This is a genomic window from Companilactobacillus furfuricola (genome assembly GCF_003946325.1).
GTDB classification, from domain to species: Bacteria; Bacillota; Bacilli; order Lactobacillales; family Lactobacillaceae; genus Companilactobacillus; species Companilactobacillus furfuricola.
Window position 1 is genome coordinate 1 of sequence record NZ_RHNT01000057.1, and the last position, 15,419, is coordinate 15,419.

At 38.8% G+C, this 15,419-nt stretch carries 11 protein-coding genes and 5 pseudogenes; all 16 read right to left on the reverse strand.

Annotated features, from left to right (window positions below; genetic code table 11):
- On the reverse strand, window positions 1-1,161 hold a 1,161-nt coding region (locus EKM78_RS10745), incomplete at its 3' end, for an ABC transporter permease (RefSeq protein WP_245995064.1).
- A 266-nt stretch (window positions 1,162-1,427) separates the two neighbouring features.
- A complete protein-coding gene (gene hemH, locus EKM78_RS10750) occupies window positions 1,428-2,351 on the reverse strand; it encodes a ferrochelatase (protein WP_003645607.1) in 924 nt (307 codons plus the stop codon).
- Window positions 2,348-3,727, reverse strand: a complete 1,380-nt coding sequence (locus EKM78_RS10755; RefSeq protein WP_125772130.1) for an MFS transporter — start codon at window positions 3,725-3,727, stop codon at window positions 2,348-2,350. Before EKM78_RS10755 ends, hemH begins: the two co-directional genes overlap by 4 nt.
- Window positions 3,728-3,734: 7 nt before the next feature.
- On the reverse strand, window positions 3,735-3,905 hold the full coding sequence (locus EKM78_RS13170) for a hypothetical protein (RefSeq protein ID WP_245995066.1): 171 nt from the start codon (window positions 3,903-3,905) through the stop codon (window positions 3,735-3,737).
- 8 nt (window positions 3,906-3,913) lie between these two features.
- Window positions 3,914-4,090 (reverse strand): annotated as a pseudogene (locus EKM78_RS13380) (chlorite dismutase family protein); the annotation flags it as partial.
- A gap of 369 nt (window positions 4,091-4,459) precedes the next feature.
- Window positions 4,460-4,942, reverse strand: a complete 483-nt coding sequence (locus EKM78_RS10765) for a Cap15 family cyclic dinucleotide receptor domain-containing protein (RefSeq protein WP_245995065.1) — start codon at window positions 4,940-4,942, stop codon at window positions 4,460-4,462.
- Window positions 4,943-5,039: 97 nt separating this feature from the next.
- A pseudogene (locus tag EKM78_RS10770) lies at window positions 5,040-6,014 on the reverse strand (nucleotidyltransferase domain-containing protein).
- Window positions 6,015-6,078: 64 nt separating this feature from the next.
- Window positions 6,079-6,807: an abortive infection family protein gene (locus tag EKM78_RS10775; RefSeq protein WP_125772136.1), complete on the reverse strand. Its 729-nt coding sequence runs from the start codon at window positions 6,805-6,807 to the stop codon at window positions 6,079-6,081.
- A gap of 178 nt (window positions 6,808-6,985) precedes the next feature.
- Window positions 6,986-7,345 carry a hypothetical protein gene (locus EKM78_RS10780; protein WP_125772138.1) on the reverse strand — a complete coding sequence of 120 codons (360 nt, stop codon included), beginning with the start codon at window positions 7,343-7,345 and terminating at the stop codon, window positions 6,986-6,988.
- A gap of 49 nt (window positions 7,346-7,394) precedes the next feature.
- Complete coding sequence (locus EKM78_RS10785; protein WP_211334367.1) at window positions 7,395-8,597, reverse strand: GIY-YIG nuclease family protein; 1,203 nt, start codon at window positions 8,595-8,597, stop codon at window positions 7,395-7,397.
- Complete coding sequence (locus tag EKM78_RS10790) at window positions 8,590-10,542, reverse strand: DEAD/DEAH box helicase (protein ID WP_125772142.1); 1,953 nt, start codon at window positions 10,540-10,542, stop codon at window positions 8,590-8,592. The genes EKM78_RS10785 and EKM78_RS10790 overlap by 8 nt, the downstream gene beginning before the upstream one ends.
- Complete coding sequence (locus EKM78_RS10795; RefSeq protein WP_125772144.1) at window positions 10,543-13,239, reverse strand: class I SAM-dependent DNA methyltransferase; 2,697 nt, start codon at window positions 13,237-13,239, stop codon at window positions 10,543-10,545. It lies immediately after the preceding gene.
- A gap of 14 nt (window positions 13,240-13,253) precedes the next feature.
- Window positions 13,254-13,473 (reverse strand): annotated as a pseudogene (locus tag EKM78_RS10800) (helix-turn-helix domain-containing protein).
- A 14-nt stretch (window positions 13,474-13,487) separates the two neighbouring features.
- Entirely contained in the window at window positions 13,488-13,670 is a 183-nt protein-coding gene (locus tag EKM78_RS12815; RefSeq protein ID WP_164507314.1) for a hypothetical protein, read from the reverse strand.
- A gap of 66 nt (window positions 13,671-13,736) precedes the next feature.
- A pseudogene (locus EKM78_RS10805) lies at window positions 13,737-14,350 on the reverse strand (DNA topoisomerase); the annotation flags it as partial.
- Window positions 14,325-15,419 (reverse strand): annotated as a pseudogene (locus EKM78_RS10810) (MobQ family relaxase); the annotation flags it as partial. The pseudogenes EKM78_RS10805 and EKM78_RS10810, both read right to left, overlap by 26 nt.

Genomic DNA, 15,419 nt, shown 5'->3' on the forward strand with positions numbered 1-15,419 from the left:
CACCTTATTGACCTTACTTTTACCTTTATTATATTTATCTAAATAGCTCAAGATTTGATCTTTATCTTTAAAGCTTGAAGGATAAATCTGAATACTAGTTGGTACAGCATTGCCACCAATCATGGCTAACATCTGCGGCTTGGCTTCTGCTGATAACTCTTGATTGGTCATGACATTACGATTACTGTTCTTTTGTGCCTTGACAATAGCCGAATCGCGATTATCTTCCATAACTTGTTTAGTCAACCGATCACTATAAGCAATCCCACTAGCTAAAATACCATCGCTATTTTTAGACTTAACTCGCAAAATTCCGACCACTTTTAACGTCTTGGTTTTATTGGCTTGAGACATTTTTTGATAGTCATTTCCTGGTAAAAAATTACCCGTCGGTAGGGATTGATAAAAATCATCGTTACTAACTAATTGCATCGTCGTCCCAATTAATTGATCAAAGGTAAACTTTTTATTTTCTTTAACAGAAATTCCTAAATTACGGAGAGCATTGATATTAATTGAATTATCTCGATTAACGACCATCACAACATCTGTCGGTTTATCAGGATAAGCCCCAGACAATAATTTATAGTTAGACTTTAAAAAACTTTGACCGCCATTCCGGTCAATGGGATATACAGAACCACCTACACCTGTAGTTTGAGCCATTAAGGTCGCAAAATCGGCTTGACCACTTTGTTTGGTATTTGAAAATTTAACAGCCTGATATTTACCGTTAACACTTCTAATCAAATTAAGTCCAGTGGCATAGGTCTTACTAATATTTTTAGTGAGCGAAGGACTAATTTTATCCACATAGTCAAGATAATTTGACGTCAATTTATTTTCATGCTGAGCTTTTTCAGCTGCACTAGTAGCGGCTGTAACCGAATTACTTTTGGAAAATTCTTGTTTTAAATTTTGCTGCTGCCCGGAGCCATCCTGTCCCACTTGACTAATAGTCACTGGAAATTGAGATAGAGTCTCCTTCTGGGTCTGATCGATTTGTCTTTGGAACCCATTTGACAGTGCTAGAACCACCGCAATACCAATAATACCAATGCTGGACGCAAACATGGTCAAAAAAGTACGCCCCTTTTTGGTTCGAATATTATTAAAAGATAACTTTAATGCGGTGAAAAAACTCATTTTCGTTCGTTTCAAACGAAAACGTGTGGTACTGCCATTCCCGTTAAATGGCCGCGTATCTTGCTGAATTTTACCATCTGCAAATTCAATAATGCGGTCAGCATACAGTAACCCACAACAATTGGACGTTGCTATGCCTAATAGCTCAATCCCAAGCTATGGTGTCACTTCCGCAACAGTTCAAGTGTTAAATTAATTTCATCCCCTATCTGATTGATTATCCTCCCATAATCATCTATAGATAAAAAGAGCCTGGACGTTAATGTCCAGGCTCTTTTTGCTTATGCTTTTGCTAATTTAAGTACTTCTGCTTTTAGGGCGCTGATCAACTTAGGATCGTCATTAGGCATTTGTAGTCGGGTTAATTTGCCACCCTTAGTTTCAATAGCCTGCTTTAATTCAATATCCACATCATATAGAATCTCTAGATTATCATTGATGAAACCAACGGATGCGGAAATAATATGTTTGATATTATCCTGTTCAATTAAGTTTTGTGCCACTGTAACAAAATCTGGTCCGATCCATTTCTGTTCTGTCCGACCAGCACTTTGCCAAGCAATGGTATATTGATCTGGCGTTAATCCAGCAGTTTTAACCACGGTACGCATATTTGCTTCAACTTCATCACGATAACTGTCACCCCCATCAATGATACTCATTGGTAAACTATGGGCACTGAGAATGACTTTAGTATCAGGCTGGTCGATTTGTGGTTTCAATGCTACCAATTGATCACTCCAAAAATGAATCAAATCATCATTTTGCCACCAGCTCTTTGCTTCAACATAGGTTACATCTCCATGGTTAACCAACACTTCCTTAGCTCGGGCATGATAGTCACCCGTGTTAAAAGCTGAGTAGTGCGGTGCCAAAGGAATACCGTAAATAGTTTTAATCCCAGCGGCTAAAATATCTTTAACTGCATCTTGAATAAATGGATGAATATATTTATAACCGACAAAAACTTGATATTCACCGGGGAACTCTTGATCTAATTGTGCTTGCAATCCTTTCGCCTGGGCGTCAGAAATCTTAGCTAACGGTGAAGTCCCGCCAATGGCTTTATAACGGCTTACCAATTCATCATACAATGGCTTTGGTGGCTCGTGATGGTTGCGAATATTGGTGTAATAGCCCATAATATCGCTAATTTCATAGGGTGTACCATAGGACATTAATAGAACTGCTTTTTTATTACTCATAGATTTTCTTCTTTCGTAAAGGGAATTAAACTAGTAACAATGATGCTGATCACTGCAATCACTACTAATAGGACAAAAATACCACGATAAACTTGAATACCCATGTGGCCATTATTCACATTTAATTGAATAACGGAGGCGTAGACAATTGGTGCAACGGTGGCACCAATTTTTTTGGTGGTGGATAGGCCGCCGATTGCTTGGACACGATTCCCCTTACCAGCCATCCGACCGGCAATAACTTGCAATGGTGCAGACATGAAGCTACCTAAACCAAGGCCGAGGATGAAGGAGAATATTGTGAAGAGGCGTAATTGGCTTAGACCAAAAATAATTAAAAGACCGGATAAGCCAATTGAAGCGGCCGAAATAATTAATGTTCTTTTATTACCTAGTTTATCGACCATTAGGCCACCGATCCAAGAACCGATCACACTCCCCAACCCGGTGACAACTAGAGTCATCCCTGATAGACGCATTGGTAGATGGAAAACAGTATGAACATAGGTAGGAATGTAGATGAATACGGCGAAAAGTGTACCGCCGAGTAAACCTAATAACAGCGTTAAACTATATGCGGGTTTCTTCAATAAATTAATTGGTAAAAATGGCATCTTATTAGGTGCAATATTGCGTTCAACTCTGATGAAGGTCCACAGGCTAATTGCTGCAACTACTATTAGAGCAAAGATGAGATACTTATAAGTGTTGAATTGTTGAATAAATGTCAGGAAGAGCATGAATGAGGTGATAAAGATTGTAAAGGCGGTTAGACCTGGAAAATCAGTTTGCCACTGTTCTTCTTTCACTTCGTTATCTAAAATCCGCCATACTAATAGGAATAAAATAGCAATAAATGGCAATAAACTATAATAAAAGGCACGCCAGTTACCTGTAAAGGCCAGCGTTAACCCTACAAAAATAGGGGCGAAGATTGAAGCTAAACCTGAAACAACACCAACAACAGAGACTTTACGGCCTTGGCGTTGATGTCCAGCCGTATGTAACATGAGATTGATGGATAATACAATAATGTCACAATCCCCTAAAGCCAGAATAAAACGACCTAGTAGGAATAAACCGTATGTTGGCGCAATACCGGTTAATAGAGCACCCAGGAACCAAATACCTAGTTCACCCATAAATATTTTTTTTGCGCCATAAATATCTGATAAATTAGAAGCGATTGGTGTACCGATCACTAGTCCCAATGTATAAATGCCTGCAACCCAGGATGAATTCACTGAACTCAAGCCAAAAGTCCGGGTTAGTGCTGGAAGCATCGTTGACACCGTGCCCCCATCTAGTTGCGAAATAAAAACTGCAATTGCATAAATCCAGAAATGCGATCGTACTTTCTCAACCGTATTAATCATTAATAACTTAAGCCTCCCAATTTTCTAAAAACATTTTTTGTAATCCAGCATTGTCCATGTGTGTGCCCACCACAAAATATGGAAACTCACCATAGACAGAACTGGCTTCATAATAACGCATCTCAGCAATAATTTTTTGAACATCAGTGGTGTCTCTGCAAAAAGAGTCACGCCCCATTCGAAATCGTCCAGACCAATGGATCCAGTGATATATTGCCAAATTTTACCAGCATATGTCCGACCGACTGTGCCATGATCATGCATGAATTGACGGCGCTCATCGTAAGTTAGGGTATACCCTAGTGGCCTTTTAATATACTTTTCTAAAGAGGGAGGTAGTATTGTCACAGTCCTAGATTGCATAATTAAAGTTACCGCCTAGAAAATGTGAAAAAAGACCAGTTTCTTCTTGCTAAAATAGTGTTTCCATACCATCTAGAGAGAAGGATAGGTTCTAACAGGTAAGCCACCTTTCTGCTTACACAAAGCGGCTTACCATCGGCGTTTTCGTCCTACTTACGTGTATTTTATCTCTAATATTTGCCCCCCCCTATTAGAGATTGGGGGCTTGTAGCGCACGGCGGCGTATGTTACAAGTCCCTTCTGGAAGATATACGAACGGTTTGTAGGACGTGTCTTGAAACATAATGCTTTCGTTTAAACTTTTCTTAACCGAACTGATTATAAAAAAAGAAATTTACACAAACCAATATGGTTAGTTTCCATCCGCAATTAACTTTTTTGCGAGTTGGCAGGATTCTCCGACTGTCCTATTACAACAATATGGCCAGTGGTCTTTCGGTCGGTAAAATAGTCGCCTTCTAGTTTTGACTTGCCTACGATTTCCAGAAAGGCTGTACCATAATGCATTGGACTGTTTTCACGAAACTGGGCCTGAGGAATATTCTGGTAAGAATACACTAAGTATGGTCTATCGTTGATTTCAATAATTTCAGCCGTCACAGCATCGCTTTTACTTTCATCGGTGCTGAATCTCACCTTTGTTGACATAAGCGTTTGTGAGATTTCGAAATTTGTACACCTTGTTTTACCATCGTACGTAGATAGAACATTCCCTCTATATATAGAACTAAGCCTTGGATGCGGTTCAAACGGATTAAATTTCCAAAGAAAATGTTCGTACAGAACCGAGAATATCGCGCCCCCAGCCACCGAATCACCTACATTTCCCCACAGAGCACCAATATCATCCATTTTGATTTGTGAGTTTCGGACAAAACAAAGAACGACGAAAATTGCAATTACAGTATACGTAGTGATTTCAATCAAGCTCTTTTGTTCCCTACTCAAATCACTCACCTGTATAGTTAAAGAACCTCAACAAGTCCAGCAAAAAAATTCGATACTCCTGAACTTCGGAATCGTTCTTACAAAGCGGTTTAATACCATTTGCCTCTTTATACAGAGAAAGTCTTTGATAGTCTTGGAACAAGTATTGAATTATTGTCTCAAACGTGGACCCCAAAGAATTATATCTCGTAAACTTCGCATCAGGTACATTCCAAGTCAACGATTACAATCCAAAGGATGACATTTTCCCAGCAGAAGTGTATCCAGTATTAACCATTTCGCTGCAAACATTCTTCATAACACGAACTTGCTTTTTATACGAGTGATTCGTTGCAACGTTCTTTTTTCGTCCTTCTAAAATGTGCTGTTCAGGATAATTGACAATCGTCTTGCCTTGATCAGGCTTAATACGGATGCCCCCAATATATTCTTCTGGATCATCCGAGAAATTCCATTTATAATTTCTGTACCGCATTGCAGGCACGGTGTCAGCATCCTTACGGTATGTGTTGCCACTCACCTTTATCGACTTATTATGCCGCTCTACTTGCCCAGGGAAACTAGCACGTAAACAAGATTCTACTCGATCCTTAAATGTGGCGGTATCGAGCGCAGCAACAGTAAAATTGAATGTATCGTCCGTTTGCGGATGTGGCTGTACAGATCGGTATTCTGTATGGAATGGCGTTTCTCTAACCACTGCAACGTCTACATCACTTTCCGCCTTAATATTTGTATTATTTGCATAAGATCCTTGAATAAACACCTTGATCTTTTCACCACTAGAAATATTTTCCATCCTAGTTTCATATGATGAAGCACCTTCAAAAGACTTTGTAATCCCATTTATGTCTTCAACAAAGCCAAGGTTCTTTAAAGAATCTCGCACTTGCTGAATGGCATGCTTACACTTCACACCCTCCGTGACACTCAAGGGTGCTGAAAAATACACAAGTCGGCTTTCACTAAAAATCATGGATATCCCCCTTTTTCCTAATAAATGTTCCCTAGTTTAAAATTACAATCCATATATCGCCTCATCAAAATGAACTGATTGTAAGAATCATCCCAGGATTCAGATTAGTAAGGATTGCTGAATAGTGCGTATCATGCACCTCTGAATAAAATTTGTACATCTGATTGGACTCCATACCTTCAAATTTTGCATCTTTCGGAAGGAAGTCTGTCACTATCTCTTTAATGTGCTCAGCATCAATGTTTTGATTCATTGGCAGCTTCTTCACCTCATAATCAACGCTTTGTACAACCAAATGTATCACATTATACCCAATGTTACACTGTGGGCTATCAACTACATAGCGGCCTGAATCATTTACATCAACGTAGGACTCCATAGCATCCGTTTTGTCAATAAACGAGCCTATCACGTTGGAATCATCTGGATACTTATACGTATGCAACATTAATAGCAAACTGGCCGCCAGATCCTCCGAAATTTCAATAGCAAGTAACGCCTCCAGTTTTGGGGGAGGAATACTTCTTTTGCGGCCTCCATGCGCGGCAGCCGCAGAATTTCTAAGATTAGCAATACTTTGAACCAAATCACAAATAGTTATTGCGATTTTTTCAGTTTGTTCGAAGTTTGGTAATTGAGCAGCAAACAAGTTGAGTGTTTCCCGTACCATTGTGTACATGCCAATCGTGTAATTCCCAGTAACTTGAACGTGCCCTTTATCTTCCTCAATCTCTTTATTTGTGACAGTGTGGTACACGTACGCACATGTAGATTCAACCAGCGTCTTTGCCATTGCAACGGCATCACCGTAGTTTCAATGATTATACTTAGTGGTCATGTCAATAAACTTTTCTTGAATGCCTTTTGGCCACTCATTGAATTAACACCAATAATGACTTCATCTTTATAAGATACCTTTGGATTATATTTTTCATTCAAAGCTATAGATACTGTTTCAAAAATAATCGACTCTACGTCCTGCACTCATATAATTGAACATCTTTTCCTATACATAGTTGAGCAAACAAAAAAATTACATCCCAACGATTAAGACTCGTATCATCAGACCACTTATAAGAATTAGCTTTAAAGTAATCACAATCATGATCTTCGGCAGGAAAAAAATTAATATTACTTTTTGTTCTGCCAATATCACAGATAATAGAACTTCGTTTCCTCTCAAGTACATTAGCCATATCTTCTAGAGTCTTAAATTCTTCCTTACCACTACCAAATATCTTTTTAAATCTAGCTAAAAAGAAATCTGAATATGAGCTTTTTAATTTACAAGCTCTATCAAACCCATTACCTAGAACTATTAGTTGTTTCAATACGCCTCACCTTCAATCTAAAATCTTTATTTCTAATCGCAAAAAAATACTATCTCTGACTCATTTGCAATTTAGCAATAATACCATTAACCACATCATTAATAGTATCTAAATCAGTTATAAACCATTCTCGTGGATGAATAACCCTACCATTTGCCGCTTTAATATCTACATCCAGTCGATAACTAGCTAACGCATGATGAATCGCCGTTTCTAACGCCTCAGAGTTTAAATTTGAAACTTGAAATTCCTCACAGACCTTAACAGGGCCATAAAGATAGGTCGGTTCATTTTCAGCATTAGCAATTCGCTTCTTAACTGAGCCAGTTGTATACCCTACCTTATACAAAGCATGATCTTCTTGAACCCGTTGCACCTCAGGATTATCACTCTCCGATTTTAATACGTAAATGTAGCCCGTAACTTGACCGGGTTCCATTTCAAAATGATCATCGGGTTCAGTAACAATCTTCCCGTTACGCCCATACATTGATGCCGCTAAGCCATTTAATAATGGTGTATTCTCAGTACCATTCTCATAGATTACATGCAATCGCGCATCTGTCTTCCGTTGACTTTTGTTGTTAGTTAACTTTTTTTCACCAACCGCTTCAATATAAAGTAGCTGCCCCTTTAAGACATAAAAATGATGTAACAGAATTTCATAGTTCTTAAACGGACGTAACTGCCGCTTTCCAGAAGCCAGCTCTGCCTGAACTTTCTTGAATAAGGGTTCGTACTTATTAAAATCAGCCATCTGGTGCCGTTGTGACACTTTCTCCGGTTGATTTTCTTGTTCCCGCTTAATCTCATGAAACTTTTTAGTATCAAATAGCTTATTATTAACGGTCTGCTGATTATTATCAAATAAGACCGAATCATCCCCAAGAATATCATCAATAGAATTAAAATCCTGCTTTTCATCTTTGACGGTATCCTCTAAGGTCAGTGCTTGGCTCTCGGTATTTAATAAACCAAGTTCATCGTAGGGCTTGAGCAACTCAATCATATCTTCATGACTACGATAGCCTTTTAAACGATTCGCCATCCGTCGTTCAGCCATTCTTGACATATCCCGTGTCTTTTCCGGTTCTTTGCCACCATGCTGCTTAACCCACTCCTGAATTTCCTTAAAATGCTCTACGTCTGGATTAGAATTCACAGTCTTTGGTTTTGGCTTCGGTACTAACAATTCATTGGCTTCTGGATCATTGAAGACATCCTCAAGAGAATGGATAGTTTGATTATTCATTTTCTTGATTCCTCCTTGCCCGTAGATCGGACAGCTTAGCTAAAGCATAAGCCATCCGTACTTCTTCCTCATTATTAGAGTTATTGTCTGGTCGCTTTCCATGCTCAGCCACAAAGCGCTTAGCGTTCTTATACAACTGGACTAACTCTTCATCAGTAAATTCATACTTCTTAGCATCAATCGACCGCTCAATAATCCGCAACGTATAACTATCAATATTCTGTGACATAACATCATAAGCCCGTTGGAACGGATTAATTGACTCGATCAGGTTAATGTCTAATTGATCAACATTGATAAACTTATCGGCCATCCGTAAGAATTGATCGGTATTACCTTTGCTATCCTGGGTCGTTTCTACCTTAGCGTGACGAATCACCGTATCAGCTAAAGCATATTGACTAACCTGGTCAATCTCATCGTTATTCAGATCAGGATAGCGGGTCATCACGACCTTAGGAATCAATTCTTTATTCATAACTTCGGCACTAACATTGGCAGCTATTCCTTGTTTTACCGAAGAATCTTGCAAAATCGCCGCTTTCAGATCGGGCAAATCATTTTCAATGATGCTTTGAACCCGTTTGGTCGATGGTTCTTTCAATCCCTTAATAAGAATGTCAGTATCACCAGTCGGTCGCTCATGTTCATGTTGACGTCGTTTCAGATGAATTTCTGGTGCTAAAACTTGTTCCATTAATAATGATGCTGTAATTGCCTTCAAGATTTGATTGACTGCGTACTCAACATCCCCATCTTTAGCATCCGGCTGTTCGATCATATTTGTAAACCGAGCGTGGTTCTTATTAGCACTATCCCGGGTAACCCGGCCAATAATCTGAACAATTTCAGTTAAAGAATGACGGTAACCAATGGTCAAAGCCTGTTCAGCCCACGACCAGTCAAATCCTTCCTTAGCCATGTTGAGTGCCACAATAATATCTAAATCATCGGGGCCACTCAACTGACGTAAGTATTCGCCGACTTTTTCACGACCATCCTCATTTACTAAATCAGCAACTTTTAGCATTTTACCGGTGTGCTTATCCTTGATGAAGTAAATGCCTGTTTGTTCGTCTTGGTGGTCAATATCGCCAATCGTATCAAAAATCCGATCAACTTCATCATACTTATCTTTCGTTGATTCACTCGAATTAACACTTGGAATATGGATAATCGTCTTTTTTGAGGTATCCAACGCTTCATCCAAGGCATCAGTATAATGCCCTTGGTAGAACTTATAGTCAATTCCAAAGGACTTCAAATATTGGTAACCATCCAGCTGTTCGTAATAGGTATAGGTAACCTTATCAAACAGCTGCTCATCTTCTGGAGATAAGATTGGTTCTGAATCGCCACGGAAGTAGGAACCTGTCATTGCTAAAACATGGGCGGAGGAGTTGTGCATGATGTTACGTAAAGCATCCCCTAAGACAGAACTATCATTTGATGAAACGTGGTGAAACTCATCAATAGCGACCATCACATTGTCAAAGGCATGGTCATCGGCCACCTTTTGATAAGCAAAACGCAGGGTGGCATGAGTACAAACCAGAATCCGACCACTAGGATCTTTAAGAAAGTCCAGTAGCTTTTGCACTTTGCTTTCCTGGCCACCATTTAATGTTAGATCATATTGTGGATCAACTTGCCAGTCCTCATAGAAACCGAACTTCACTAAGTCCGTATTCTTAAATGAACGACCGATTGACCGTTCAGGGACAGCCACAATAACCTTTTTGACTCCTTGGTTAGCCAACTTATCTAATGCTACAAACATCAACGCACGGGATTTACCAGAAGCCGGTGGGGCCTTAACTAAAATGTATTTTGATTTTCGATGTTGATAAATACGGGCCTGCATTTCCCGCATTCCTAATTCATTGGTATTAGTACTTTTACCAGTTTGATGGTAATTAACCTCCACTACATTTTTATCTTGCATTTATTTTTCCTCGTTAACTTTCTTACTGTACATATCCAGCAATAATGCTAATCGTTCATTATCATCCTTAAATGGACGATCACGATAGGCGCGATCAACTACTCGGTCAAGTTCTTCATGAGCAGCCTTTAGCCGTGGATTCATTGGTTTGGGATTTTTATCAGCAAGTGGTGACCCATATAATTCAGCCAAGGTACCACCTTCTTCATCACGAATATCCAATATTTTCCAGACTAAATCTTCAATTTCATTTTTACGACGTGTTGACAATTCTGGAACTGGAAAGGTGTTGTAAACTAAGCTAGTTGAATACCTATACCGCGTTTCTAATTTTCCACCAACTGCGCGTAACCAAGTCATATGCATACGCGATTCAAGTAATCCAAATAACCATAATGGTGCGTCATAAATCGCAACCGCAGAGTCAGCTATAACAGTATCTTGACTAGTTAGTCCCATAGGGACATATGCTCTATTCTCTGAAGAGTGCCTAGGAATAACAATAGAATTAAACTTTCTCTGATCAGAGATTGCTTTTTCATATTCTCCTTTTTGAACAAAACTATAGGCTAAACTTGCGTATTTTCTGGTTGATTCTGCCTTACTTTTTTTTCTAAACTGTGCAACACTATACATTCTTTCCACAACTTCAGGTATCTTCTGTGCAATTTTTAGTTTCTCTTCTGAATCAATCCATAAACAGTATCTATTAGTTCCATCTATAAAGTCTTTTGAACCTAAAAATAAACGAATTATTTTCTGAGAGATTGGCCAGTTTTCTAATAATTGATCACGTTGACTTTGATCTAATAAAAGATAACCCCCATCTCTTGGCATACTTCCGAAAAAAGCCCCAGGTAATCCATTAATATTCTTATTCAAAGAATGTACTGTTTCTTTAAAGTCTCCTGAGGTTAAATATGGTGATATGGCACTAACTTTTTCTAATAATTGTCCGTTATACAAATAGTGAGCAGAAGAATCATCTCTATTTCTTATTCCAATTATTACAACTGTAACTCCAGCGTTATTTTTTGCACTATTCCCCCACTTGAAAGACTTATAGGCAAAATCTATTTCCACAGATTTGGATAAAACATCCCATAAGTATGAGACCTGTTCCCCTTGGGTTATAGAATTTGTAGAGACAAATGCATATTTAGAGTTTGTGTTTTTTATATATCGTGCACCCTTAATAAACCAGCCGGCAATATAATCTAGTTTCTTATACCCCTTAACAGAATTTAAGGCTACCTTTAAATCCTCTTTTTGCTCTTTGCTTTGTATCTTTGCTCCTAAATATGGTGGATTCCCAAATAGATAAACTTCATCATCTTTTTCATGGGGTAACACTTCATTCCAATCAATACGTAGTGCATTTCCACACACAATTGCACCGGCATGTTGCAATGGTAGCGTTGGACGAACAGCATCCGCAATTTCTTTATGCAACTGCTTGTTCATTTGGTGTTCGGCAATCCACAACGAGAGCCGAGTCACGTCACAGGCAAAGTCATCAATTTCAATTCCATAGAACTGTTCAAGAGTTACCGAAGGAACGTACATCGTCGCAATTCCCATATGGTTTAATTCCCTGATAATATCAATTTCTAATTGTCGCAGTTCCTTATAGGTAATAATCAAAAAGTTACCTGAGCCACAGGCAGGGTCCATAAACTTAATTTTGCCGATCCAATCATAAAGTTTGTTCAGTTTCTTTTCGTTCCCCTTGGCATCTTCAAAGGATTTTCTTAAATCATCCAAAAATAAAGGTTCAATAACCTTCATAATATTAGGAACAGAGGTGTAATGCATCCCAAGATGACTACGGCTATCTTCACTGGCAACCGCTTGAATCATTGACCCTAGAATATCAGGGTTAATTTGGTCCCATTCCAGCTTTTCACCGGCATCAATAATCAATTTTCGAGAATGTCTCGTAAACTTTAAGGATTCATGTGGGTCTTTAAAGAGGTCCCCATCAACATAAGGAAAGTCTGCCAGCCAACTTGGAGTATCTTCCGGGCGGTTGTCTTTTTCAATATCTAATACACTAAATAGCTGGTTAATAAAATGATCCAAGTCACTGCCGTCTTCTTTAGTTAATTCCTTTAGACGGTTAGTAAACAAATTCTTTGTAAAAATATCGGTATCTTCAGCAAATAGACAAAATAGGACTCGAATTAGGAAGAGATTTAAGCCATGCTGCGTAGCCTCAGGATTATCTTTAACCACCACGTCATATAATTTAGCGAATCTTTCAGCAGCTCGAATATCAGCGGGATTTTCTTTGTCAAAGTCGGCTTTTTCGATCCCGTTCCAAGCCAAGAAAAATTCAAATTTCTGCGGTAGACGCTGAAATTCAGCATCTAAAGTATCATTTGTTTTAGTGTCCTCGGCTAAGACATGCTCAAAGTCCGTTACCATGATGTAACGGGGCTTTGAACCAAGTTGGTTCACCTTTTCTTTGACATCTACAAAGCTTTGCATCAAATCGCTACTAACTTGCTTAAAGTACAAACGATTTTTTAGATAGACTTCACCTGGTTCTTTTGACAGGTTGTTAGTCCCTTTGTGCAGCTTTGTAATCGTTGCCTTTGGAAAATCGTATACACTAAGAAAATCATAGATAAATTGATTCCGATCTTTATGATCTATGATATCTGTGATGCAATCCTCAATTTCTGTTATTGCCATTTACTAAAAACCACCTATCTTTTGATTTCAAGAATGTCACTAATGTCACAGTTTAATGCGAGACAAATTTTTAGCAAAATGTCAGTCGTAACATTACCATTTCTACCCAGCTTAGCAATAGAAGCAACACTTATTCCACTAGCCTTTTGCAGCTCTTTTTTTCTTCATGCCGCGGTCGATCAGTAACTTCCACAACTTGTTATAACTGATTGAGCTCTCTTCCTTTTTTTCCATTAGTTTCCCCCTCTTTAAAAGAATATTTCTGGAACATTTGTCATAACTTCCTGCGTTTCTTTTTTTACATCTACGTCCTCTACAAATTGAATTTGACGTGAAAGTCTCCATTCACCAGAATTACCGGCAATTAGTACATTCTTATTTGCCTCAATATATTCTGAAGATTCTCTGGAATAACCATTCTGTGGTAGCATTCCACTCTTAGTTAACTCCTGGGTAACTTTCAAAAAATATTTACCTAATACAAAGGGAAGTCAACACTTTTTCGGGGCGGTATTGGTTAAAGCGACTGGCTTAGAGACCAAACCCAGATACTTCGTCAGATTAGCCACTAAATAATCAAATTCTTCATCAGTGATATAAGCACAATCGGTGCGGGGATAACTGAGCAGTTTGTCTTCGTATAAGCTTTGAATAGCCGCTAAGGTTTGGCTGGCGCTGGCGTGATAACGTTTATTCATGGCACTTTGGAGACTAGATAACGAGAATAGTTGGGGACTAGCTCGTTTTTTTGCCCTGCTTTTGGACGTCCTTGATTAAACCGGCCTGTGAGCCTTTCTGAACGTGTTTAGCCTGCATGAATGTTATTATCCCTGTTTCGTCTTTAAATCGCTGATAGGGGTCTAATTTTGCGACGAATTCTTGCTAATTAGCAAGAATTTCAACATTTAGTTCAAAATAGGGTTTCGGCTTAAAGGTTTTGTTTACCTGGTCTCTTTGATAGACCATACACAAGGCTGGCAGCTATACGTAACTAATCGAGCACGCTCTACGTACCAAATTTTTCCCAATATAAAATACATTATGGGCTACCATTCATACCAATTAACCAGTCGCTAATTTTGTGATTACAAGTGCATGCCCCCATCTTCATGCCGGTTTCGAGTTTGGTGTTGCCGTTGCTTTTTCGTCATTTCCCACTCAGTCTCCTTTAAACCTTGCGCCTGTTTTTGCCGTTCGTAATCTTCATCACGGGCATATAGGGCGGTCATGATTGCGTTACTAAAGGCCGTCTTTAAGTAGTAGCTTGGACTAACTGGCTTGTAATTTAGCGGTTGATAATGTCCAATATTTACTTTTCTATACTGGTCGTCCTTGGCTTGTTGCCCTTTTAACTGCTTTTGGATTTTCTCGATCTGACTGTTCTTAATCGTCGGATCGGCTTTGCATTCGCCAAAAAAGAGTTGTTTAGTGCCATCATGCTTTAAAACCCGTTGTAAGTGATGATTTTCTAACTGATCTGAGCTAAGCTGTCCCGATAAATAAGCTAGTCCTTGTTGATATTCTTGGGGACTGAACACCTGTGGTGGATTTGCTTGCCACTGTTCAATTGTTTCAGCCTGACATGGCTTTAAAACAGGATCATAGTACATCACGGCTGTATAGGCTTGTTCCTGTTTAATCATTGGTAATTCATTAAAATTGCCGTTAGGAAAGGCTCTTCTTAAAACTTCCTGGTATTGGGTTTGAATAACTTGCTTAACAGCCATGATTGTTCGCAAATCTTTGACTGCGCGAGTAATCTTTTGCTGCTCGGTTGGTGAATACTTTTCTAGTAGACCTTGATCAACGTGTTCTAGACTTTCTAAGCTATCATCATGAATCATCAGCGTATATTTAAGCTCGATTTTGACTTCCTTTTCTTGTTGCATTAATAACTGCCAGCTGGTATATGGCCGCTTGGTAAAGGTCAATAATTGTCGGGTCAATAAATCATCACGAATGTTCATTAAACGTTCGTTTAATTCACTACCCTTGAAAACTGTTTGTTCGCTATCGGTTTCCTTAATTAATTCTCGTCTTTCAGCTTGCGTGGTCTGTTCAAAATCAAGCTCTGGATAAAGCTTTTTCGTCGTGCGATCGACTACTTTATTTAAGAGTTCATCTGCTTTTTTGAGTGAGCTTTCTTGTTGGTTAATTGTCAATAATTGTTTAGTCACATC

Excerpts from the sequence above, each read along its gene's own strand:
- hemH (WP_003645607.1), bottom strand. The coding sequence starts at position 2,351 with ATGAGTAATAAAAAAGCAGTTCTATTAATGTCCTATGGTACACCCTAT.
- EKM78_RS10755 (WP_125772130.1), bottom strand. The coding sequence starts at position 3,727 with ATGATTAATACGGTTGAGAAAGTACGATCGCATTTCTGGATTTATGCA.
- EKM78_RS13170 (WP_245995066.1), bottom strand. The coding sequence starts at position 3,905 with ATGGGGCGTGACTCTTTTTGCAGAGACACCACTGATGTTCAAAAAATT.
- EKM78_RS10765 (WP_245995065.1), bottom strand. The coding sequence starts at position 4,942 with ATGGATGATATTGGTGCTCTGTGGGGAAATGTAGGTGATTCGGTGGCT.
- EKM78_RS10775 (WP_125772136.1), bottom strand. The coding sequence starts at position 6,807 with ATGGCAAAGACGCTGGTTGAATCTACATGTGCGTACGTGTACCACACT.
- EKM78_RS10785 (WP_211334367.1), bottom strand. The coding sequence starts at position 8,597 with ATGAATAATCAAACTATCCATTCTCTTGAGGATGTCTTCAATGATCCA.
- EKM78_RS10790 (WP_125772142.1), bottom strand. The coding sequence starts at position 10,542 with ATGCAAGATAAAAATGTAGTGGAGGTTAATTACCATCAAACTGGTAAA.
- EKM78_RS10795 (WP_125772144.1), bottom strand. The coding sequence starts at position 13,239 with ATGGCAATAACAGAAATTGAGGATTGCATCACAGATATCATAGATCAT.
- EKM78_RS12815 (WP_164507314.1), bottom strand. The coding sequence starts at position 13,670 with ATGCTACCACAGAATGGTTATTCCAGAGAATCTTCAGAATATATTGAG.